The 21,484-nt window shown below is 63.1% G+C and carries 23 protein-coding genes and 1 rRNA gene (1 of these 24 cut by a window edge); 7 read left to right on the top strand and 17 right to left on the bottom strand.

Going from position 1 to position 21,484, the window contains the following annotated elements:
- Positions 1–19 precede the first annotated feature (19 nt).
- Positions 20–706 carry a 7-cyano-7-deazaguanine synthase QueC gene (gene queC, locus ACAty_RS13245; RefSeq protein ID WP_004869392.1) on the top strand — a complete coding sequence of 229 codons (687 nt, stop codon included), beginning with the start codon at positions 20–22 and terminating at the stop codon, positions 704–706.
- A 102-nt stretch (positions 707–808) separates the two neighbouring features.
- Here queC and tolB read toward each other — a convergent pair whose 3' ends face one another.
- The 14 genes from tolB to ACAty_RS13175 all read right to left on the bottom strand — a co-directional run bounded on the left by tolB (position 809) and on the right by ACAty_RS13175 (position 11,954).
- A complete protein-coding gene (gene tolB / locus ACAty_RS13240) occupies positions 809–2,083 on the bottom strand; it encodes a Tol-Pal system beta propeller repeat protein TolB (RefSeq protein ID WP_004869390.1) in 1,275 nt (424 codons plus the stop codon).
- Positions 2,076–3,119, bottom strand: a complete 1,044-nt coding sequence (gene tolA, locus ACAty_RS13235) for a cell envelope integrity protein TolA (RefSeq protein WP_038472363.1) — start codon at positions 3,117–3,119, stop codon at positions 2,076–2,078. The genes tolB and tolA overlap by 8 nt, the downstream gene beginning before the upstream one ends.
- Positions 3,116–3,526 (bottom strand): protein TolR, encoded by a 411-nt coding sequence (gene tolR, locus ACAty_RS13230; RefSeq protein WP_004869384.1) that lies wholly within the window; start codon positions 3,524–3,526, stop codon positions 3,116–3,118. The genes tolA and tolR overlap by 4 nt, the downstream gene beginning before the upstream one ends.
- The gene (gene tolQ, locus ACAty_RS13225) at positions 3,523–4,224 is read right to left on the bottom strand and encodes a protein TolQ (RefSeq protein ID WP_004869381.1); all 702 of its coding nucleotides are present in this window, start codon (positions 4,222–4,224) and stop codon (positions 3,523–3,525) included. The genes tolR and tolQ overlap by 4 nt, the downstream gene beginning before the upstream one ends.
- 6 nt (positions 4,225–4,230) lie before the next feature.
- On the bottom strand, positions 4,231–4,653 hold the full coding sequence (gene ybgC / locus ACAty_RS13220; protein WP_038472361.1) for a tol-pal system-associated acyl-CoA thioesterase: 423 nt from the start codon (positions 4,651–4,653) through the stop codon (positions 4,231–4,233).
- Positions 4,646–5,683: a Holliday junction branch migration DNA helicase RuvB gene (gene ruvB, locus ACAty_RS13215; RefSeq protein WP_004869376.1), complete on the bottom strand. Its 1,038-nt coding sequence runs from the start codon at positions 5,681–5,683 to the stop codon at positions 4,646–4,648. Before ruvB ends, ybgC begins: the two co-directional genes overlap by 8 nt.
- A 50-nt stretch (positions 5,684–5,733) precedes the next feature.
- Positions 5,734–6,309 (bottom strand): Holliday junction branch migration protein RuvA, encoded by a 576-nt coding sequence (ruvA, locus tag ACAty_RS13210; RefSeq protein ID WP_004869372.1) that lies wholly within the window; start codon positions 6,307–6,309, stop codon positions 5,734–5,736.
- Positions 6,306–6,806: a crossover junction endodeoxyribonuclease RuvC gene (gene ruvC / locus ACAty_RS13205; protein WP_004869369.1), complete on the bottom strand. Its 501-nt coding sequence runs from the start codon at positions 6,804–6,806 to the stop codon at positions 6,306–6,308. The genes ruvA and ruvC overlap by 4 nt, the downstream gene beginning before the upstream one ends.
- 15 nt (positions 6,807–6,821) lie before the next feature.
- Positions 6,822–7,574, bottom strand: a complete 753-nt coding sequence (locus ACAty_RS13200; RefSeq protein WP_004869364.1) for a YebC/PmpR family DNA-binding transcriptional regulator — start codon at positions 7,572–7,574, stop codon at positions 6,822–6,824.
- 66 nt (positions 7,575–7,640) lie between these two features.
- Entirely contained in the window at positions 7,641–8,177 is a 537-nt protein-coding gene (locus tag ACAty_RS13195) for a lysophospholipid acyltransferase family protein (protein ID WP_226047790.1), read from the bottom strand.
- A gap of 83 nt (positions 8,178–8,260) precedes the next feature.
- Positions 8,261–9,358, bottom strand: coding sequence for a quinolinate synthase NadA (gene nadA, locus ACAty_RS13190; protein ID WP_004869359.1), 1,098 nt, complete (start codon positions 9,356–9,358; stop codon positions 8,261–8,263).
- A 44-nt stretch (positions 9,359–9,402) separates the two neighbouring features.
- Positions 9,403–9,852 (bottom strand): dihydroneopterin triphosphate diphosphatase, encoded by a 450-nt coding sequence (gene nudB, locus ACAty_RS13185; protein WP_077272679.1) that lies wholly within the window; start codon positions 9,850–9,852, stop codon positions 9,403–9,405.
- Positions 9,836–11,626: an aspartate--tRNA ligase gene (gene aspS, locus ACAty_RS13180; protein ID WP_004869354.1), complete on the bottom strand. Its 1,791-nt coding sequence runs from the start codon at positions 11,624–11,626 to the stop codon at positions 9,836–9,838. The genes nudB and aspS overlap by 17 nt, the downstream gene beginning before the upstream one ends.
- 70 nt (positions 11,627–11,696) lie before the next feature.
- Positions 11,697–11,954: an FmdB family zinc ribbon protein gene (locus tag ACAty_RS13175; protein ID WP_014003597.1), complete on the bottom strand. Its 258-nt coding sequence runs from the start codon at positions 11,952–11,954 to the stop codon at positions 11,697–11,699.
- 155 nt (positions 11,955–12,109) lie between these two features.
- On the opposite strand from ACAty_RS13175, the gene ACAty_RS13170 reads away from it, so the two are divergent.
- The 3 genes from ACAty_RS13170 to ACAty_RS13160 all read left to right on the top strand — a co-directional run bounded on the left by ACAty_RS13170 (position 12,110) and on the right by ACAty_RS13160 (position 15,740).
- On the top strand, positions 12,110–12,775 hold the full coding sequence (locus ACAty_RS13170) for a MarC family protein (protein WP_014003596.1): 666 nt from the start codon (positions 12,110–12,112) through the stop codon (positions 12,773–12,775).
- Positions 12,776–13,030: 255 nt separating this feature from the next.
- A complete protein-coding gene (locus ACAty_RS13165; protein WP_082179284.1) occupies positions 13,031–14,566 on the top strand; it encodes a DUF202 domain-containing protein in 1,536 nt (511 codons plus the stop codon).
- Positions 14,556–15,740: a GspE/PulE/PilB domain-containing protein gene (locus ACAty_RS13160; protein WP_004873269.1), complete on the top strand. Its 1,185-nt coding sequence runs from the start codon at positions 14,556–14,558 to the stop codon at positions 15,738–15,740. Before ACAty_RS13165 ends, ACAty_RS13160 begins: the two co-directional genes overlap by 11 nt.
- 124 nt (positions 15,741–15,864) lie before the next feature.
- Here the strand turns inward: ACAty_RS13160 and ACAty_RS13155 are convergent, their stop codons facing one another.
- The 3 genes from ACAty_RS13155 to ACAty_RS13145 all read right to left on the bottom strand — a co-directional run bounded on the left by ACAty_RS13155 (position 15,865) and on the right by ACAty_RS13145 (position 19,152).
- Positions 15,865–16,365 (bottom strand): DsrE family protein, encoded by a 501-nt coding sequence (locus ACAty_RS13155; RefSeq protein WP_004873268.1) that lies wholly within the window; start codon positions 16,363–16,365, stop codon positions 15,865–15,867.
- A gap of 11 nt (positions 16,366–16,376) precedes the next feature.
- Entirely contained in the window at positions 16,377–17,705 is a 1,329-nt protein-coding gene (locus ACAty_RS13150; RefSeq protein WP_004873267.1) for a hypothetical protein, read from the bottom strand.
- A gap of 184 nt (positions 17,706–17,889) precedes the next feature.
- Positions 17,890–19,152 (bottom strand): IS256 family transposase, encoded by a 1,263-nt coding sequence (locus tag ACAty_RS13145; RefSeq protein WP_004868469.1) that lies wholly within the window; start codon positions 19,150–19,152, stop codon positions 17,890–17,892.
- Between the two features lie 297 nt (positions 19,153–19,449).
- Here ACAty_RS13145 and tyrS point away from each other — a divergent pair, with 297 nt between their 5' ends.
- The 3 genes from tyrS to ACAty_RS13130 all read left to right on the top strand — a co-directional run.
- Positions 19,450–20,679, top strand: coding sequence for a tyrosine--tRNA ligase (tyrS, locus tag ACAty_RS13140; protein WP_051620826.1), 1,230 nt, complete (start codon positions 19,450–19,452; stop codon positions 20,677–20,679).
- Entirely contained in the window at positions 20,672–21,169 is a 498-nt protein-coding gene (locus ACAty_RS13135; RefSeq protein ID WP_004873265.1) for a glutathione peroxidase, read from the top strand. The genes tyrS and ACAty_RS13135 overlap by 8 nt, the downstream gene beginning before the upstream one ends.
- A gap of 238 nt (positions 21,170–21,407) precedes the next feature.
- A 16S ribosomal RNA gene (locus tag ACAty_RS13130) occupies positions 21,408–21,484 on the top strand; it runs 1,461 nt beyond the window's last position.

Below are 21,484 nucleotides of genomic sequence, written 5' to 3'. Positions count from 1 at the left end.
CCAGGGGAGAGACGCCGGCATGGGCGATTCCGAGAAAGCAGCCATCGTTTTGCTATCGGGCGGACTGGATTCCGCCACGGTGCTCGCCATTGCCCGGGAGGCGGGCTTCGCTCTGCACGCTCTGTCCTTTGACTACGGGCAGCGGCACGCCACGGAATTGCAGTTTGCGCGCAAGCTCGCCGAGGCAGCGGGTGTGCGCAGTCACCGCGTCCTCAAGATGGATTTGCGGATATTTGGCGCATCGGCCCTCACGGACGAGCGCATCGCTGTCCCCGAGGAACCCGCCGCGGCGGGCATTCCCATCACCTATGTGCCGGCGCGCAATACCCTTTTCCTCTCCTACGCCCTGGCCTTGGCAGAAGTGCTGGGTGTCCTGGACATCTTCATCGGGGTGAACAGCCAGGATTACAGCGGTTACCCCGATTGTCGGCCGGAATTCATCCAACGTTTTCAGGAGCTGGCCCAGGTGGCCACGGTGCTCGGCACAGAAAAAGGCCAAAAACTCAGCATCCACGCCCCGCTCCAGTACCTCAGCAAGGCGCAGATCATTCGCCGCGGGCTGGAATTGGGCGTCGACTACGCCCACACCCGATCCTGTTACCAACTGGATACCCAGGGGCGCTCCTGCGGTCGCTGCGACAGCTGCCGGCTGCGTCTTGCCGGTTTTGCCGAACTCGACCTGCGGGACCCCGCCCCCTATATCTAGCTCGCCCTTCTGGGCACCCGGCGGCCACGGATCGCGTATGCCGGCGGGCGCACCGGGATACCCCTCACGTCACCTGCTCCGGCTCCGTTGGTGACGGTGGCGTCAGTGTGACCAGGCGGGTTGGCTATCCTCACCCGCCGTGCCCCGCAGAACCGCCAAGGTCTTACCGTCGACGCTGGCCTCGGCAAGGACCTTGCGGCCACCGCGCTGGGTGCCATAAAGGATCATCTGACCGTTACCGGCAAAGCTCGGGTGATCGCAATTGCCCTGGGCGTCCAGAACGCGCATGCCGCTGCCGTCGGCTCGCATCACCGCCAGCGCGTAGACGCCATCAGTACGGTGGATGAAAGCGATGTCCTGACCCGTGGGCGAGTATACCGGGCTGGCATTGTAGTTGCCGGAAAAGGTCAGGCGATGGACGTCCCCGCCATCGGAGTCCATGGAATAGATCTGTGGGCTGCCGGCGCGATCGGAAACGAACACCAGATGCCGGCCATCGGGCGCCCAGCTGGGTGACGTATTGATGGCGCTACCGTGGGTCAACTGGCGCCGTTGCCCCGTGGCCAGATCGACGACAAAGATATTCGTCGCCCCGCCTTCGGCACGGGCATAGGCCAGCTCTCGACCATCGGGGGAGAAGGCCGGCGCGCTGACGATCTCGCCCGCCGGAGCCACGGCCTGGCGTTGTCCCGTAGCCAGATCCTGGACGTAAATGATGGCGCGTGCATCGTGGTAGGTGACATAGGCCAGGCGTCGATTATCCGGTGACCATACCGGTGAAAAAACGGGCATCCGGCCGCGCACCACTGGGTGCGGGTTCCAGCCATCGGACTCCGCCACCAGCAAGGTGTACTCATTACCGATCTGGCGCACGTAGGCGATGCGTGCGGCGAAAGGCCCCGCCTTACCGGTAAAAGTCTTATAGATGAGATCGGCCACGTGGTGCGCCGTCATGTGCAGCTCCGCAGGCGAGCAAGTATACCGACGGGCGGCCAGTTCCTGACCGGTCTGCACATTGTAGACGTAGACCTGAACCACATAATTGCCATTGGCTTCTTTCTGCGTATCGCCGATGGCCAGGCCCGTCGCCCCGATGCCGCTCCAGCTGCTGGCCTTGACCTCGATGGGCTGATGGGGATCGCCGGGGTAGCTGCCCGGCGCCAGGACCCGAAAGAGGCCGCTGTGGCTGAGGTCACTGCGGATGACGTCCGCCACACTAGGCTGGCCGGGCAGGCCCGGTCCGAAGGACGGTATGGCGATGGGCAGGGCCGAGGACACACTTTTGGTGACGTCGACGGTGAGTGCAGCCTGGGCTGCCGGATTCCAGAAAAACCCCAGGCCAAAGGTCAGAAGCAGGATCCATAGACGTCTAGCCATGATTGAGTTCCTCGGCGTTGAATTGGATGTTGACTTCGCGATAGGCATTGTACGACAGGCCCAGTGGCGGTACGAAGGGCGCGGCCTGCTCCACGGCGGCGATGACGGCGCGATCAAACTGGGGATTACCGCTGGAACGCAGGATCTTCGGTGCACCAATGATGGCGCCCGTAGGACTCAGGTGGATTTGTACCACGCACGAGAGGGCGGCGGCGAAATTGGTGTCCCACTGGCGATAGACCCGCCTTTGCACCTCCTGACTGAAAAGCGCGCTGAGCTTCTGATCTTCGGCTGCCTGGGCCGCCCGGGCAGCGGCGATGTTGGCCTCGGCCTGGAGCTTGGCTTGCGCTTCCATGCGCTCGCGCAGGGCCTTGGCACGTGCCGCCTCGGCGGCTTTGGCAGCCTGTTCTGCCAATTCCTTCTTGAGCTGGGCGGCGCGCTCGGCCGCAGCCTTTTCAGCCGCAGCCTTTTCAGCCGCAGCCTTTTCAGCCGCAGCCTTCTCCGCCGCAGCCTTCTCCGCCGCAGCCTTCTCCGCCGCAGCCTTCTCGGCGGCCGCCTTCTGAGCTGCAGCCTTTTCCTGTGCCCGGCGCTGTGCCGCGAGTTTCGCGGCACGCTTCTGGGCGGCGAGCTCTTGGGCTTGCCTCTCGGCTGCGGCCCGCTGTGCGGCCAGTTCCGCTGCCTTTTCCTGCGCTTTGTGCTGCTTTTGGGCTTCCTCTGCTTGCTCCCTGGCCTGTGCTTTAGCCTGTGCCTGTGCTTCCAACTTTGGCGATGGTTGCGGCTTTGGCTGTGGCTTGGTCTCGGGCTTAGGCGGTGGAGTGGGGGCGGGCTTCGTTGTGGCTTTGGCGGGCTCCACGGCAGCAGGCTTTACTGATGGCGTTGCTGCGGGGGTGGCGGCGGAACTGATGAGCTGCGCCTGCATGGGCGTTGAGCCAACACGGGGAATATTGACGTGGAAGGTCCAGAACAAGGCCACCAGGAGAGCGGCGTTGAGGAGAATGGCCAGGACCAGTGGCGCGGTGCGCGGCTCCCGTTTCAATGTCCCTCCGGGCGTGTCAACAGACCCACCTTGCTGATGCCGGCCTGCTGTAGGCGGGCTATGACCGCCATGACCTTGCCATAGTCCACTGCGGCATCTCCGCCCACCAGCACCTGTGTATCGTCGCCATGACCGTGGCTCAGACGCTGGACGACCTGGGACAGATCGTCCAGTTGCACCGCCTGGTGTACATCCTTGTACTGCAGATACAGCGCGCCGTGGCGGCTGACGGAGATGACGATGGGCGGGGTCTTGTCCGGCACGGGCTTGGTGACGCCCTTGGGCAGATTGACGTTCACGCCCTGGGTCAGCAGCGGTGCCGAGAGCATGAAGATCACCAGCAGTACCAAGGAGACGTCGATGTAGGGCACGACGTTCATCTCCGCCAGTAGTCGCCGTCTTTTCATGGTTTGGCCTCGGGGGTTTGCCGGTGCAGGATGTTGGTGAACTCGTCCATGAAGACCTCGTAATGGGAGTCCAGTTCATCCAGCCGGTGCACGAAGCGGTTGTAGAAGAAGGTCGCCGGGATGGCGGCGAAGAGACCGGCCAGCGTGGCAATGAGGGCCTCGGCCACAGGTGGCGCCACGGTGGCCAGCGTCGCCTGCTGAGCGGCGCCGATGTTCATGAAGGTCGTCATGATGCCCCACACCGTCCCCAGCAGGCCAACAAAGGGCGCCACCGACGAGATGGATGCCAGCAGCGGCAGGTTCCCCTCCAACTGTCCCACCTCGCGGATCTGGGCACCCCGCATGGCGCGGCGCGCGGCATCCAGGGCGTCGGCTCCGCGCGCCTGTTTGCGCTGCCGTTGAAACTCTTCATAGCCGGCACAGAAAATAGCCCCGGCCCCGGTCTCCAATTGGGCGTTGCCCGTTACCTGCTGGTAGATCTGGGCCATTTCACCGCCGCTCCAGAAGCGTTTCTCGAAGCGTTTCAGGGCCCGCTGGGCGTGCGCAAAGACCAGGGCCTTCTGAAAGATGACGTACCAGGAAGCTACCGAGGCAATGAGCAGAAGCACGAGGATGGCTTGCACCACCCAACTGGCATGGAGCACCAAGTGCGTGAGGGAAAGGGATTCGGCGGCGGCAATACTGTGTTGAGGGTCCATAGAATCTCACTGGGCAGAAATATGGGAAAAAGCCATGCGCACGGCCTTGGGGATAGGGGTCGGGCGGAAACTGTCGGCACTCAGGGAAACCACTTCGATGTCGCCGCGGCAGAGCAGGCCCCGCTCGCAGCGTACCTCCTGCGTAAAAAAGGTACGCAGGGGGCTTTGTCGGTGGATGCGGGTCAGAACATCCAGCAGGTCGTTGAAGCGGGCCGGTGCGACATAGTCGAGAGCTGCCCGACGCACAGCAAAGACCACGCCCTCGTCCCGTTCCAGCGCATCCAGCGAAAAGCCCAGTGTCCGTAACATTTCCGTTCGCGCACGTTCCATGAAGCGCAGATAATTGGCATGGTACACGACCCCGCCGTGATCCGTATCTTCATAATAGACACGCACTTGATGATACCCCGGGAAGTGTGGTTCAGACATCGAAGAGGTCCCCGCTCTGGCCGTTGGCAATGGCGTCCGGGCAGGGTAGCCCCAGGGCCAGATAACTTTGCTGGGTCGCGCAACGCCCGCGCGGCGTACGTACGAGGTAGCCCCTCTGGATGAGAAAGGGTTCGAGGACCTCTTCGATGGTACCCCGCTCTTCGCCGATGGCCGCGGCCAGGCTCTCCACTCCCACGGGGCCCCCGCCAAAACGCTGAATCACTGCCTGCAGCAGCTTGCGATCCTGACCATCGAAACCGTACTCGTCCACCTCCATGAGCCGCAGAGCCGCTTGCGCCGTTGCCTCGTCGATGGTGCCGTTGCCGCGAACCTGAGCGTAATCGCGCACCCGGCGCAGCAGGCGATTGGCAATGCGGGGGGTACCGCGGGAGCGGCGCGCGATCTCGCGGGCGCCCGCCGCATCGAAAGGGGTCTGCAGGATGCGGGCCGAGCGCGACACGATCTGGGCCAGCTCGTCGACACTGTAAAACTCCAGGTGGAAGCTGATGCCGAAGCGATCGCGCAGTGGCGAGGTCAAGAGTCCTGCCCGGGTGGTGGCTCCGATGAGGGTGAAAGGCGGCAGAGCGATTTTGATGGAACGGGCGGATGGGCCTTCGCCGATGAGGATGTCCAGCTCGTAATCTTCCAGAGCTGGGTAGAGAATCTCTTCCACCACGGGACTGAGGCGGTGGATTTCGTCCACGAAGAGCACATCGAAGGGCTGCAGGTTCGTGAGGATGGCGGCAAGATCGCCGGGCTTGTCCAGAATGGGTCCGGAGGTCACCTTGAGCCCGGCACCCATTTCCTGGGCGATGATGTGTGCCAGCGTGGTTTTACCCAGGCCGGGCGGACCAAACAACAGAACGTGATCCAGGGCCTCGCCGCGCCCGCGGGCCGCATCGATGAAGAGCGCCAGGGAGTCGCGCAGGCGCGCCTGGCCGAGATACTCCTGGAGATGCCGCGGTCGCAGAGCGCGATCGAGCTTGTCGCTGCCATCTTCCTCGAGACTCAAGGGGCCACGCTCTACCATACCGATGCTACATTCTCCCGTGGGGGGGCGGAACGAGAAAGCCGTACACGTCAGTGCCGCGCGAGGGTTTTGAGGCCCTGACGGATGAGTTCCTCGACACTGAGTCCCGGATCGAGTCCGGCGAGGGCCTGGCTCGCGTCCGTCGCCTTATACCCCAAGCTCTGCAGCGCGGCAATGGCTTCCTGACGCGGGTCGCCGGCCACTGGTGTCGCGCCCACAGATCCGCTCGCCAGTTTGTCCCGCAGCTCCACGATGAGGCGCTCGGCGGTACGGGCACCCACCCCGGGAATGGCCGTCAGCCGGCGCACATCGCCATCGCGCAGGGCCGCGCGCAGCTGCTCCACATCCATGCCCGAGAGGCAGGCCAGGGCTACCTTGCCGCCGATGCCGCTCACCTTGATGAGCTGGCGGAATATATCGCGCTCGGCCCGCTCACGAAAGCCATAGAGCAGGTGCGCGTCCTCGCGTACCACCAGATGCGTGTGCAGGGTGAGGGCGGCGCCATCCGCGGGCAGCTGGAAGAAGGCGGACAGCGGCATCTCCAGCTCGTAGCCGATTCCGTTCACCTCCAGCCACAGCCACGGCGGGTGACGCTCCAGGATGTGCCCGCGCAGGAAGGCGATCATCGCGACGCCCCCTGTGCCCAGACCGCGCGCGTGCCGGCATGGTGAGCGTGGCAGACGGCGCAGGCGAGGGCATCGGCGGCATCGGCCTGAGGCGCCTCGCTGAGGCTCAACAATATCCGTACCATGTGCTGCACCTGCTCCTTGGCGGCGTGCCCACCGCCCACGGCTGCCTTCTTGATCTGCAGGGCCGTGTATTCGTGAACGGGCAGGCCTTCCTGCAGGAGGGCCACCAGGGCCGCCCCGCGTGCCTGTCCCAATTTCAGGGCAGAATCGGCATTGCGTGCCATGAAGACCGCCTCGATGGCCGCCTCGTCCGGTCTGAACTCTGCCAGCACCTCCAGCAGACCCGCGTGGATGGCGCCGATGCGCTCGAGAAAAGGACGCCCGGCCACCATCAGACAACCGTAGCCGACGCTGCGCAGACGTCCGCGTCCATCTACCTCGATGACCCCGTAACCGGTGCGCAGAGAGCCCGGGTCAATCCCGATGATGCGCAAAGGATTCTGCCGCGTTCAGGAAGCCGCCTCCAGACGCGCCATTTCCTCGTCGCTCAGGCTGTAGTTGGCGTAGACGTTCTGGACGTCGTCGTTTTCTTCCAGGGCCTCCAGCAGGCGCATGAGCTTGTCGGCGTCGTCACCGCTCACTTCCACGGTGGTTTCCGGGATCATGGTCAACTCGATCTCTTCGGGGGTGAGTCCTGCGTTTTGCAGAGCCTCGGCGACGCCGTGCAAGGCCGTTGCCTCGGTGTAGACGACGATGCGCCCATCCTCCGTCACCACGTCTTCCGCTCCTGCCTCTAGAGCCGCCTCCAGGACCCGGTCTTCGCCGACATCTGCTGCCAGGCTGATCATGCCGCGCCGCTGGAAAAGATAGGCGACGGACCCCGAGGTCCCCAGATTGCCACCGCGCTTGGAGAAAATGTGCCGGATCTCGGCGACGGTACGCACCCGGTTGTCGGTCATGGTCTCGATGAGGATGGCCACACCGCTCGGACCGTAGCCCTCGTAGGTGACCTCTTCGTAATCCACGCCCTCGAGTTCGCCGGTGCCGCGCTTGATGGCGCGCTCCACCGTGTCCTTGGCCATATTGTTGGCATAGGCCTTATCCAGAGCGGTGCGCAGACGCGGATTGCTGCTGGCGTCGCCGCCGCCGGCGCGGGCTGCTACCGTGATCTCGCGGATCAGGCGGGTAAAGATCTTGCCCTTTTTGGCGTCCTGGGCCGCTTTGCGAAATTTGATGTTGGCCCACTTACTGTGACCGGCCATGGTAACTCCTCGCTGCCTCTATGGGTATCCGAAAAAACAAGAAGGTATCATAGCGCCGCACGGGCGTCATGCCAGAGTGGCGATGGCACTCATGGTGGCGCCGAGGATCTCCGAAGGTTCCGCGCGTTCCAGAAAATGCAGGGGTACACCATAGCGCAGACGCGGCCGCTGGCGGGTGGCCCAGGTGCGCCAATCCGAGGGATATTGATGGACGCCCATGACCTTGGCCGGCACCACCGCCGCACCGCTCTCCTGCACCAGCCAACCGAGGCCGCGGCGCACGTCGCTGCGGGCGATGCCGCCTTCCGGAAAAATCCCCAACACACGCTGGGCCGCAAGCACCTGGGCGGCGGCACGCAGGGCGCGCAGATCGCGTCCATCGCGTTTCACCGGGATGCAATGGATCAGGTCCAGGAAAGGACGAAGCCAACGCGACTCGTAGTATTCCCGGGCCACGAGAAAAGACACGACGCGGCGATTGCTGGCGATGAGGAGCAAGGGATCGAGTACGGACAGGTGATTGCAGGCGAGGATGACGGCCCCCGTATCGGGGACGGTACTGGGCTCCCAGGTGGCAGCCTGATACCAGCGGGCGTAGGCCAGGATCAGCAGATGCAGACTGCGCTGGCTCAGGGTCCACTGGGAGGCCCTGTCCGGGCCAAAGCCCCTAAGGACCCGACTCGTGCTCAGGAGACCTCCAGCATGCGATCCAGGGCTCGTCGCGCCGAGTCCGCCGTCGCCGGCGGCACCTGTATGCGGTTGCGCACCTTGCCCGCCACCAGATCCTCCAGGGTCTCGGCCAGCTGCTCGGGATCGATGCGAAACATGGTGGAGCACATGCAGACCATGGGCGACATGAATTCCACCCGCTTGTTTTCGCCGCGAACCTCTTCGGCGAGACGGCTGACGAGGTTGATCTCGGTACCCACGAGCCACTCGCTGCCGGGCGCGGCGGCCTTGACGGTCTTCAGGATGAAATCGGTGGAACCGACGTAATCGGAGGCCGCGCAGACCTCGAAGGCGGATTCCGGATGGGCGATGACCTTACCTTCGGGATGTGCCTCGCGCCACCGCTGAATATGGGCCGGCTGGAACATCTGATGCACCGAACAATGTCCTTTCCACAGCAGGATGCGGGCCGAGCGAATCTCCTCGGGCTGCAGACCGCCCAGGGGCAGATTGGGGTCCCAGACCGGCATGTCGCGCAGCGGTATGCCCAGCTGGTGGCCGGTCCATCGCCCCAGGTGCTGGTCTGGGAAGAACAGCGCCTTGGGCCGTTGCGCAAAGGCCCACTCCAGCACCTTGCGGGCGTTGGACGAAGTGCAGACGGTACCGCCGTGATCGCCGCAGAAGGCCTTCAGGGCAGCAGAAGAATTGACGTAGGTGACCGGCGTGATCTCGCGGTCGGGGTCCAATACGCTGCGCAGTTCGGTCCAGGCCCGCTCCACCTGCTCGATACTGGCCATGTCGGCCATGGCGCAGCCGGCGTTGAGGTCCGGCAAAATGCTGATCTGGTCCGGGCGGCTCAAAATGTCGGCGACCTCGGCCATGAAGTGGACGCCGCAGAACACGATGAACTCAGCCTTCTGGTGCGCCGCAGCCCGCGACAGCTGAAGGGAGTCGCCGTGAAAATCGGCGTGCCGATAGACCTCTTCCCGTTGATAGTGGTGCCCAAGAATGACCAAGCGCTCGCCCAGGGCCCGCTTGGCCGCGCGTATTCGGGCATCCAGAGCGGCAGCGACCGCCGGCCGATCCACATAGAGCCTCACGCTTTCCACACTCATCCATGCTCTCCCGGACCGCCACCCATGGCGGTCCATCCGTCACGCTACGAGGCCAGGGAACGCACGTCAAGAACGCGATGGAACTGCCGCAGGATGGCATCCCGATTGGTGGCCGAGCCGCAGCGACGGGCCGCCTCCAACGGCGTCAACCAGGCAAAGGCGCAGTGTTCCGCCGGCTGCAGTCGCGGGCGGTGCTGCTTGGATAGGGCCAGGGTGAAGACCCGCTCTTCGTTGTCCCGTACGTCCGCCGGGTAACGATCGCGCCAGGGAGGCAGGATGGGAAAGAGGTTGCGTACCCCGGTATCCACCAGCCCCTCTGCGGGAAAGCCCGTCTCCTCCTCGAGCTCTCGGCGCGCAGCATCCTCCCAGTCCTCGCCCGGCTCGAGACTGCCCGTCACCGATTGCCAGAAGCCTGCGGGCTGCAGCCGCTCCAGGAGCAGCACCGCGTCGCTGGTGTGCACCAGCACGAGCACGGATCTAGGAAGCTTGGCCATCGTCCAGCACGCCGGGACGCAGGCGAATGCCCAGCTCGCGCAGCTGGCGCTCGGCGACGCGGTTGGGTGCATCCGTCAGCAGGCAGCCCGCCTTCTGGGTTTTCGGGAAGGCGATGACATCGCGGATGGTGTCTGCCCCGCTCATCAGCATGACCAGACGATCCAGGCCAAAGGCCAGCCCGCCGTGGGGAGGAGCACCGTAGCTGAGGGCGTCCAGGAGAAAGCCAAACTTGTCGCGTGCTTCTTCCGGGTCGATGCCCAGGGCGGCAAAGACCTGTTCCTGCACCTCGCGGCGGTGGATGCGAATGCTACCACCGCCGATCTCGTTGCCGTTGAGTACGAGATCGTAGGCCCTCGCCAGGGCCTTCTCGGGATGGCTCTGCAACAGCCCAAGACTCCCCTCCTGCGGGGCCGTGAAGGGGTGGTGGGTGGATACCCAACGGTCTTCCTGGTCATCGTATTCGAACATGGGGAAATCCGTGATCCACACCGCTCGCCAACCCCCCTCCAGCAGTCCGCGATCTGCGGCAACGCGGTTGCGCAGGTTACCCAGGGTCTCGTTGACGATCTTTGCGCGATCGGCGCCAAAGAAAAGAATGTCCCCCACCTGGGCGCCACTGCGCTGGAGCATCTCCTGCAGGAAGGTTTCGGGCAGAAATTTGACGATGGGCGATTGCAGACCCTCGCTGCCGCCATCGAGGGCATTGATCTTGATCCAGGCGAGACCTTTGGCCCCATAGATGGCAGCAAACTCGGTATAGGCGTCGATCTGGGTGCGACTGAGATCCGCTCCCCCCGGTACGCGCAGGCAGGCCACCCGCCCCTGTGGCAGTTCGGCCGCGGCGCGGAAGACCTTGAATTCCACGGTCCGGGCCAGGTCCGTCAGCTCGGTCAGCTCCAGGGGATTGCGCAGGTCCGGGCGATCGACACCGTAGCGGCGGATGGCCTCGGCATAGGGCATGCGCGGGAAGGGATCGCCCAGATCGACATCCAGAAGCTCTCGAAAGAGACCGCGGATCATGGGCTCGGCAATGGCCATGACCGCCGCCTCGTCCACGAAGGAGGCCTCGATATCCACCTGGGTGAATTCCGGTTGCCGGTCGGCGCGCAGATCCTCATCGCGAAAGCAGCGGGTTATCTGATAATAGCGTTCCAGTCCGCCGACCATGAGCAGTTGTTTGAATATCTGCGGGCTCTGGGGCAAAGCAAAGAAATGGCCTGGCTGGGTCCGTGAGGGGACCAGGTAATCGCGCGCACCCTCCGGCGTCGAGCGGGTCAGGATCGGCGTCTCCACGTCGACGAAGCCGCGCTCGTCCAAGTACCGGCGGAGGTAGCGATTGACCTGGTGGCGCAGCCGCAGGCGCCCTGCCATCTCTGGGCGGCGCAGGTCCAGGTAGCGGTATTTGAGACGCAGGTTTTCGCTGATGCCGTCCTCGTCCAGGGGAAAGGGCAGGGGCTCGGAACGATTGAGGACCTCGATGGCCACCGCCTGCAGTTCGACGGCGCCACTGGCGATGTCGGGATTCTCACTCCCGGCAGGGCGCGCCCGCAGCGGACCGCGCACGCGCAGCACGTACTCGGAGCGGACCTGCTCGGCCAGGGCAAAGGCCTCCTCCTGACTGGGATCGACAACGATCTGTATGAGCCCCTCGCGATCCCGCAGGTCGAGGAAGATGACACCGCCATGGTCGCGGCGCCGTTGCACCCAGCCGCAGAGAATGATTTCCGAACCGATGAGCTCGGTTCCGGTTTCGTTGGAGTAATGTGTGCGCATGTGAGTCTGGCCCAGATAAGGAAAAAGGCCCCGAAGGGCCTGTACATGTTGTCCTGCGCCGCCGGCGACGTCAATGACAGGCGCAACTACCGCCGGCACAGGGTGGCGCCGCCGACTCACTGGGCGCGCTGCTGACCGTTTTGCTTCCCCCCTTGAAGTCCGTCTGATACCAGCCAGTGCCCTTCAGGGCAAAGCCGCCCGCCGCCAGCTGCCGCTCCAGACCCGGCTGGCCGCAGGCGGGACAATCCACCAAGCGCGCATCGGACATGCGCTGCTCGACACTCAGGGCATGCCCGCAGTCCTTGCATACATACTCGTAGGTTGGCATTGTGGTATTCTCCACGGTTCTGAACAGCAGAATTTGCTGAAGTATAAATACGACCACTGGCCACGATTTTCAAGAGGGAAGTCCACCGCCGTGTTGCTGTACCGTCCCGACGCGCGCTTTCGTGCCCACCCTCAGCCGCCGCGAGGGGGTGAGGAATGAGCGTCGCCGATCAGTTTCATGCCGCTTTGCAGACCTTCATCGCCCTGGTCGCCATTCTCAATCCCGTCGGTGCAATCCCCATCTTCATTGCCCTGACCAGCGATGAAACCCCGCCACAGCGCCTGGCCACGGCGCGCCTGGCAGCGCGGGCGGTGGCCATCGTTTTGCTGATATCGGCCTTTCTCGGTGAGTACATCCTGCAATTCTTCGGGATCAGTATCGCCGCATTCCAGGTGGCGGGAGGCATGGTACTGATGCTGCTTGCTTTCAACATGTTACAGGCCAAATCCAGTCGCTACCGACACACGCCGGAAGAGGCCGCCGAAGGCATGCAAAAGGAGGACGTTGCCGTCGTTCCCTTGGCCATCCCGCTCCTCGCCGGACCGGGTACCATGATCACCGTCATCATCGCCCATCACAAGAGCAGTTCCTGGCTGTCCAGCGGCCTCCTGGTGCTGGATATCCTGGCCATTGCCGGGGTAGCCTATGTCGCCCTGCGTCTGGCGGGACCCTTGTCGCGACGCTTGGGGGTCACGGGCATCAATATCTCCACGCGTATCTTTGGGCTGGTCCTCGCTTCCATTGCGGTGACCTTCATCGCCAACGGGCTTTCCGCCCTCTTTCCCGCTCTCGCCCACGGATTCATCGCTCAGAGTAGTTGACGCGGATCGACCCGACGCCAGTGGCGCGGCGCCTTTGGCGCCGCCGGCCCGGCATTTCCAAACGCCGCGGCGGCAGGGTACCGGCCTCGCGCTTCGGACCGTGGTAGGGGGTAGTAAGAAACCCGCCGAGTTGCGTACAATGGCGGGATTTTCCAGGGCGGACGGACGCTTCGGGGCGCGCAAGGCATCGTGCCGCGCTCGGAGCCTGGGCGAGATGCCGGCCCCGCTGCCAGTGATGTGTTGGGGTGACAAAAAATAAGCGCACAAACCTTAGCCAAGGACGAACGACTTCAAGAACTGCAGGCCCGCTATACTTGGCCGACGGTAGAATACGAAGAAGGACTGACCGCCGCATCCTCCACCTTGCGCAGGCTCGGCGTGGACGTTCTGCGCCGCGAACTCTGGTTACCCATCTCCTGGGATAAAGACCGCGCCGAGGTCATCGTTTGTGACCCCGAGAATCCCGCCTTGGTGGAGCACATCCGGAATGTCCTCGGGGTTTCGGAACTGCGCTTTCGCGTGGCCACCCGTGAAGATCTCGTCCGCCTCATCGAGAACAGTGCCGACCTCAACGCACACTTCCCGGTTTCCGGTGGGCGCACACCTCTGGCCAGGGTGCGCACCTACCTGGCCGCCCTGCGCACCCGCTATGCCGCCCAACGGACGCGCTTTGCCCGGAGCCGGACGGGACTTGCCCTGGCGCGCACTGGCCTGACCTTCATCAGTATCGCCGTCGCCTTTCTCCGGTTTTTTGGTGGCGGTACCCTGCTCTTTTTCGAATTGCCGCTACTGGTGCTGGGTGTGCTTGCCATCATCGATGGCATTCTCTGGTACTGGCCAGCCCGGCGTGAGTCGCGACAGATCCGGGATTACCCGCCGTACGACATCCCTCCCGAATACAGCGCACTGGAGGTGGACACCGCTGACGGCAGGTGGCGTTTTCGGCGCAGCCCCGTGGTGCCCACGGCAACGGCCCTGCGCGAAGACTGGGATGCGCTTTCCCCGGTAGAGCGTCGCCGCTTTTTGGCCAACGACCGCACGGACCTCGCTGAGGAGCGTACCATCCTGGCGTATCTGCGGGTGATGATGGCCCGCGCCCGCACTGGACTGGCCTTCGCCCGCACGGGGATCGCCTTTGCCGGTATCGGTATCGCCTTCGTCCGGAAGTTTCCGCCGGGGCCCTGGTCGGTCTTCGACTGGAGTCTCATTGGCATCGGTATCGTCATGCTCGTCGAGGGCTTCCTCTGGTATCACCCGGGCCGTCACGCCGCCAATCATGCCCTCGCCGTCGTCGCCAAGAAGCGCGATCACGTGGGGCTGTGGGATCGCATTTTCCCTTCCTCCTGCCTGTACCGACAGGGTGTGGATCCCGTCGCCGAGGCCAGCGGGGTCGCGGCCCAGCCCGGTGTCTATGCCACCACCGGCCTTGCCCTGGAGCGCACCACCCTGGCGGACAAGCGCAATGCCATGTCGCGCCTGCGCACGGTCATGGCGCGTGCGCGCACGGGAATGGCCTTCATCCGCACCGGCTTCAGCCTCATGACCGTGGGCGCAGGTCTTTACATCTATTTTCATTTCGCACGGCAGGAAGATCTCTGGTGGACCCTTTTCGATGCTGGCCTCGTGCTCGTCGGTCTCTACCTGATCGTGGACGGCCTGTTCTGGTACCTTCCGGCGGAACGCGCCAAGCGGCGTTCGCCCTTCGTGGCGCCGCATTTCGAAATTGCCGATGCCGACTACAGCCTGCCCAAAAGCATGTGGACACGGGAGCACTACCATCGTGAATCCTGAGCCCTCTCCCTATGCTGGCCTGGTGGACTCGGGCCACCTCAGTCCCGCGCAATGGCAGGCAGCCCAGGAAAGTGCCAGCCGCCGCCAGATTCCGGTGGAGCGTGTCCTGCTCCGGGATTTTGGGCTCTCGCGCTGTGCCCTGCTCGAGGTCCTTTCCCGCCATTACGCTTGTCCCTTCGTCCAGTACGACGAGCGTCTGCCGGTACCGACGAGCCTCTTTGCTGGACTCGACCCCAAGATGCTCAGGGCCGAGGCCTGGTTTCCGGTGCGCCAGCTGGGCGATACGGTGGTGGTGGCAGCGGCCGTACCCGACAGCCCCACCATGCGCGCCCAGGTGCGCACGACCCTGTCGGCAGCGAACTACGAGTTCCGGGTTGCCCTGCGCGAGGATATCCATTGGTATATTCAGGACTATCTGCATGCTGCGGCACCGCTGCTCATCGGTATCGAGCGCACTGGGCTCGCCTACTGGCGCAATACCATGGCCCTATGGCGGACCAAGCTCGCGGCCCATCGTACCGCCCATGCCCGGGCGCGAACTTCCATGAAGCTCTTGCGCTGGGGCTTGGCTATGGTGGCCTTGGCCCATGTGCTCACGCACCTGCGCGATAACATCCTGTCGCCCTACTACCTGCCCATTCTCGTGGTGGGTATCGTGCTGGCAGCCATTGGTCTTTTCGACTATCTCCAGGTGCGCGGGTCGCGCATGGATCTCCCCTGTCAGAAAGAGCTGATCCGGATCACCGCCGCCAACGTCCGCTTCACCGAGCGCTACCATCTGGCCGAAAGACCCTGCCAGGCACAGGACGACACGCATCTGGCCCGGTTGGCGGCCACCATTCCACCGTACTGCTCCATCATCCCACCCGTGCCCGCCAGCAAGGAGCGGACGTACCTTGCCCGTGAGCGCAACATGCTGGCAGCGCAGCGCACCATCGCCAGCAGCCACCGAACCTCCTACGCCCGCGCCCGTACCGGCCTGTCCCTCATCCGCACCGGTGTCGCCTTCATCGGCTTGGGTATTGCCATCCATAAGATGCTTGGAGTCAGCCCCTACGGCTTCTCGGAATATCTGCTCATGGGCGCGGGCGTGCTGATGCTGGTGGATGGACTCATCTGGTATCTACCGGTGCGTCGCCTCAAGTACGGCATAGGGCGCGAGATCAAGCCCTGAAAAGTTTTGTTGCTGCGTCCTGCAGGGATCTCCATGTGGGGACCGTTGCGCGGTGGGCACGTGCGGCACGATAAAAAAGGCGTCCTGGTCAAGTCCAGAGCGCCTCAAGCGGGCTGAGAACGGCTTAGGGCTTTACGTAGTTGAAACCGTGGGACTCCAATTGCATGATACGGACGATTCCGGCGGGTACGATCACCACCGAGGGATCCAAGGGCGGCAAGTGTCCGGTCTTTTTCTTGAATTCCTCCATGCTGTTGTGGCACACATCAAACTCCACCCCCTCGGCATTGATGGCCGCGATGCGAGCGGCGATGGCTTTGTTTTTGGGTAGGTACATCTTTATGCCAGGACCAAAGGCCACCACCACGATCTGCACCTTTTCCTGACCAAAGTAATTCAGCAGGTTCTGCGCGTTGTTGAGCGTAAGGTTCCAGCGGGCCGGGTTATCCTGGCTCACCTGCAGCACCACGTGGGCGATGGCAAAGGGATGATCGTGGATAAATGTGGGCTTGGCGTAATCGAAATCCTTGAGCATGGACACGTTGGCCCAGGACGGCACGGCACCCAGCAGCAGAAGGGGCAGAGCCAGTGCGGCGAACAGACGGGGCAAGCGGACTGGTGACATAGACATTCTCCTTAAAAGGCGATCATGGCCTGCATGGCAAAGACGTTGTCCACGGCATTGGCAACGCTGGCAGAGACAGGGTTGGGATGGGGCACATTCAGGGTACGGAAATAGTAACCCGCCATGACTTTGGTCAACGGCGTAAAGTGGTATTGCAAGCCGATGGCAAAGGTCTTGAAGATGCGGTTCTGTGCGGGATTGTTGGGCAGCCGGTTGTAATAGTCGTAGCGCAGGTTGGCCTCGATGTGGTGGCTAAAGAATAGGCCCACTTCCGCCATATAACCCCAGGCCCGATTTTCCTGACCGGGGTAGAGCTGGGTGTTCGTCAGTGGCGCCGCGAGACCTGGAGCGTTACTGAAGGCCGCCGGCGCATCGATCCAGCCCGAACCACGGATGTACTCAAAGCGCAGCTGTCGACCCCAAGGCTGCATATAACCCTGGAGGTATTGCAGATCGACACCGTAGCGATCCATGTTGTAGCTCTGCCCGTCCAGTAGCGGCTGGGCGTGTTGATACCAGATGCCGCCCTGAATGTCGCTGCGGAAAGGCCCTTTCCCGCCGAGGACGTAGGCCAACTGCAGCCGTGCTGCCTCCATGGGACTGTTGGATTGATTGCCGGCAGCAACGCTGCCGTACATGCCCACCATGGCGCCGTAGGTAAACTCCCAGGGACCATGGCGGAACCAGTCGAACAGCATCACCCCGGGGTAACGAAAGCCATTGATACCCAAGGTATCGCTTCCCGGCACGAGATAATTTCCACCCAGCGTCGGGACCGGCTTGTAGGGCTTGCCCGAATCGTACATGGTCTGATTCATCAGCTGGGTGACCACGGTCGGGCTGATGACGTAGTTGTAGCTCATGAAGCCCTGCATCGCCCCCTCGGTGCTGGGCGCGCGGATCAGACCGACCTCGACACGGGCTCCGGGGATATAGCTGAAAGTAAAATGACCGTCGATCAGGCCCGGCTGGTATTTACCGCGGATATTGGTAAAGCCGTTATTACCGAATTCGCCACCGAAGAAATAGGAGATATGGTGATTGATATTGCCGCGCAGCATGATCCGCGCGCGCAGGATCTGCGCCGTGGTACTCTGGCTGAAGTTGGGGCCGACCAGATTGATGTTCGGTATTTGATGATACAAGCCATCTTCAGTGCCCGACTGGGCGTAAAGGCTTGGCTCGATGAATCCCGATACGCCAAAGAGCGGCGCTGTGGGTGGCGATACGCCCTGCAGCGCAAACCAGTTCGCCGCCTGCGCCAGGGGCATCCAGGCAAGGGCGGCAAGCGTTACGGGGAGTATGCTCTGGATGTGGCCTTTGCGTTTTATTCTGTGCATGATCGTCGTCTCGCGGTATGTGAATGAATTCCTTCACGGACACGAGAGCAAGTTGTGTGCCATTTCCGCAAAAATCCGGAATTCCCCCACAAATTCCGGAACACTCGACGCCCCCGGTAGTGCCGTAATGGCCGATTCTGGGAGCTATGGTCAAGATTGGTGTATGAGCATTTGCTAACACGATTCAGGCGGCGTCCTGTTGAGGATCCAGCCGGGTTTCGTTGGCAGGCATCCCATCGACAAATGTCACCCCGGCAAAGAGCTCGCGCAGTCTTTCCGGATGCTGAATCCCGCGCCAGTGTCTCTCTGCCTGCTGGATGAGCTTGTAGCTCAGGCCAAGGAAAGTGGCTCGAGAGACACAGTTTTTAGTGCGGCTGCTGCGTTGCCGTACGGTGGCGAAGGTCGATTCGATGGCGTTGCTGCTGCGGATATGCCGCCAGTGCTCTGCCGGGAAGTCGAAGAAGGTCAGCAGCACGTCCCGGTCCTTCTCGAGCTTTGCGACCGCTCTGGGATATTTGGCCTGGTAGTCCCGCACGAAGGCTTGCCAGGCTTTCTCCGCAGCTTCACGGGTGTCGGCCATCCAGATCGCCTGCAGGGCGGCCTTGGCTTTCCCCTGAAGGCGCTTCGGTAGCTCGTTGAGGATGTTGGCCGTCTTGTGCACCCAACAGCGCTGATGACGGGTTTGTGGGTAAATCTCGTCCAGGGCGGCCCAGAAACCCATCGCCCCATCTCCTATGGCCAGTAGTGGCGCCTCCTGCAGCCCGCGGTCGCGCAAGTCCCGCAGGATCTCTAGCCAGGAGGCTTTGGACTCCCGTAAACCGTCGGTGACCGCCACGACCTCCTTCTTGCCCTCGGCCGTCACGCCAATAATGACCAAGAGACACATCCGGGGATCGTCCTCCGCCCGCAGCTGGGTATAGACCCCGTCGGCCCACCAATAGGCGTAGCGTTTTCCCTGTAGAGACCGGCGCTGCCATTGGGCATGCTCTTGCGCCCATTCGACTTTCAAGCGTCCCAGCACGGCCGGAGAAAGCCCCTTGGCCTCCTCGCCCAGGAGAACAGACAGCGCCTCGTGCATCCGTCCCGACGATACCCCGTGCAGGTACAACCAGGGGAGCGCTGCGGCCACGGTCCGCGACTTGCGCACGTAGGGCGGTACCAGGGAAGAACGGAAGACCACGCCCGAACCGGAGCGGTCTCGCACCTTGGGGACCTGTACAGGCACGGGGCCGACCGCTGTCAGGATCTCCCGCTCCGGCAGATATCCATTCCGCACGACGGCCCGGCGACCATCGACCATGCGTACCGCGGCATACTCCTCCAGCAGCACCTGCACCTCGCCCTCGATGGCCTGTTGGATCAGCTGGCGCGCGGACCGCCGCAATAAGCCCTCGATGTTCAGGCCCAACTCTCCCATTCCTCCGTCGAAACCAGTACTCTCTTGCATGGCGCACTCCTCATTCGTTGCGAATCGGATCCAGAAACCCTTTTCTAGCAACAGTGCGCCACCCTCCTCAAGCTAGTTGTAGACCTCCCGTACACCAGATTCGAGCATAGCTCCGATTCTGGACCACGAACCACGATCCGTCGCCGCAACTCTGGGCAGTTAAGGCCATCCTGTTCAGCATCCGTCGATATGGTGATGCACCGGTAAGTGCGGGCATGACTTACTCCGCCAGACCGCTCGATGCTATCCTCTCGGCATTATCCAAGTGACGATGGCGGGTGAGGCCAAGAGGTGGAAATGGATGGCGAGTCGGCCGGCGCGCAGCTGGCATTTGGGAGCAGCGATATCCTACCCGAGGGAGCCCTGAACGAGGCCCTGCAACGGGCGGCGCAGGAGGGCCGGGCGCTGCGGGTCAAGCTGGGGATGGACCCAACGGCGCCGGATCTGCACTTGGGACACACCGTACTGCTGCACAAAGCACGCCAGTTCCAGGATCTCGGTCACCAGGTGCTGTTTCTCATCGGTGACTTCACTGCCCGCATCGGCGACCCCACGGGAAAGAGCAGCACCCGCCCACCCCTGTCCGCCGAGGCTGTCCAGGCCAATGCCGAGACCTATCGTCAGCAGATATTTCGTATCCTCGACCCGGCGCGGACCGAGGTCGTCTTCAATTCGCACTGGCTCGATCGTCTCAGGCCACAGGAGCTCATCCAACTGGCGGCGCGCTACACGGTGGCCCGCATGCTGGAACGGGACGACTTCAGCAAGCGCTATCACGCCCAGCAGCCCATTGCTGTCCACGAATTTCTCTATCCGCTACTGCAGGGCTATGACTCCGTGGCCTTGCGCGCCGATGTGGAGCTGGGCGGGACGGACCAACGTTTCAATCTGTTGGTTGGGCGCGAACTGCAAAAGGAATACGGCCAAAGACCACAGGTCGTGCTAACCATGCCCATCCTGGAGGGTCTCGACGGGGTCCAGAAGATGTCCAAATCCCTGGGTAACACCATTGCCCTGGAGGACACCCCGGAAGAGATGTTCGGTAAACTCATGTCCATCTCCGATACCCTGATGTGGCGCTACTATGCCTTGCTTTCGGCAAAATCGCAGCCCGAGCAAGTGGCCCTGCGCCAAAAGGCCGAAGCCGGAGAGATCAACCCCAGAGACTGCAAGCTGGATCTGGCGCAAGAACTGGTCACGCGCTTTCACGGTAGCAGCGCCGGTGTGCGAGCGCGCGAGACTTTCCTCGCCCAATTCCAGCGGCGCGAACGTCCCGACGATCTGGCCCTGCAGACCCTGCGCCTCCCTCCACCCCTGACCCTGGCCAAGACCCTGCAGGCCCTGGGTTGGGTGCGCAGCAGCAGCGAAGGCATGCGCAAGATCCGTGAGGGGGCCGTGCACCTTGGCGAAACCCGCATCGAAGATCCCAGCCTCGCCCTGGAGCCCGGCCCGGAATATTTTCTGCAATTTGGCAAACGCCACGTCGCCCGCGTTTGTCTGCTCGCGCAGGAGAGTGACCATGGCTGAGGCGCAGTCGCTGTACGACTACTGTCTGCCGCTTTTGGATGGGCGCGAACGCTGCCTGCGGGATTTTGCCGGCCAGGTATTGCTCATCGTCAACACCGCAAGCCTGTGCGGTTTTACCCCGCAGTATGCCGGGCTGCAGAAGCTCTATCAGGACTATGGTAGTCGGGGTTTCAGCGTGCTCGCCTTCCCCTGCAACCAGTTTGCGCGTCAGGAGCCGGGCAGTGCCGACGCCATCGGTGACACCTGCTACGGTCGCTATGCCGTCACCTTCCCGGTCTTTGCCAAGGTCGAGGTGAATGGCCCCGACGCCGCCCCCCTCTTTCAATACCTCAAGAGCGCCCTGCCCGGCTGGTTCGGACCCCGCATCACCTGGAACTTCACCAAGTTTCTCGTCGACGCCGAGGGGTGTCCGCAGCGTCGCTTTGCCCCCCGCGTTGCGCCGCAGAAGATAGCACCCGCCATAGAGGCGCTCCTGCGCCGACGGGCCTGAGCACTGGCTGCTCCCTGCGTCGGGTCTGCAGCCCCATCGAAGTGTGCAGACGACTGTTGACAGCCCCCCGAGCCCGCGTATAATGCGCCCTCACCACGCAGCACGGCGCTGCGCGGGAAGCCTCAGGGCCTCCCGATCGTTCTTTCCCAACCGAGTGGAGATGTGTGGGGTTTAGGCCCTGGGGCGGCCTGGAGGGGTATTTCTGGGTTGTCCTGAAGTATTTGGTAGTAGATGGATTGAACGCGAGAGTTTGATCCTGGCTCAGATTGAACGCTGGCGGCATGCCTAACACATGCAAGTCGGACGGCAGCAGGT

Origin of the sequence: Acidithiobacillus caldus ATCC 51756, from assembly GCF_000175575.2 — a bacterium.
Classification (GTDB): Bacteria; Pseudomonadota; Gammaproteobacteria; order Acidithiobacillales; family Acidithiobacillaceae; genus Acidithiobacillus_A; species Acidithiobacillus_A caldus.
Note: the sequence above shows the minus strand (reverse complement) of the source record. Positions and strands in the feature narration are given on the sequence as shown.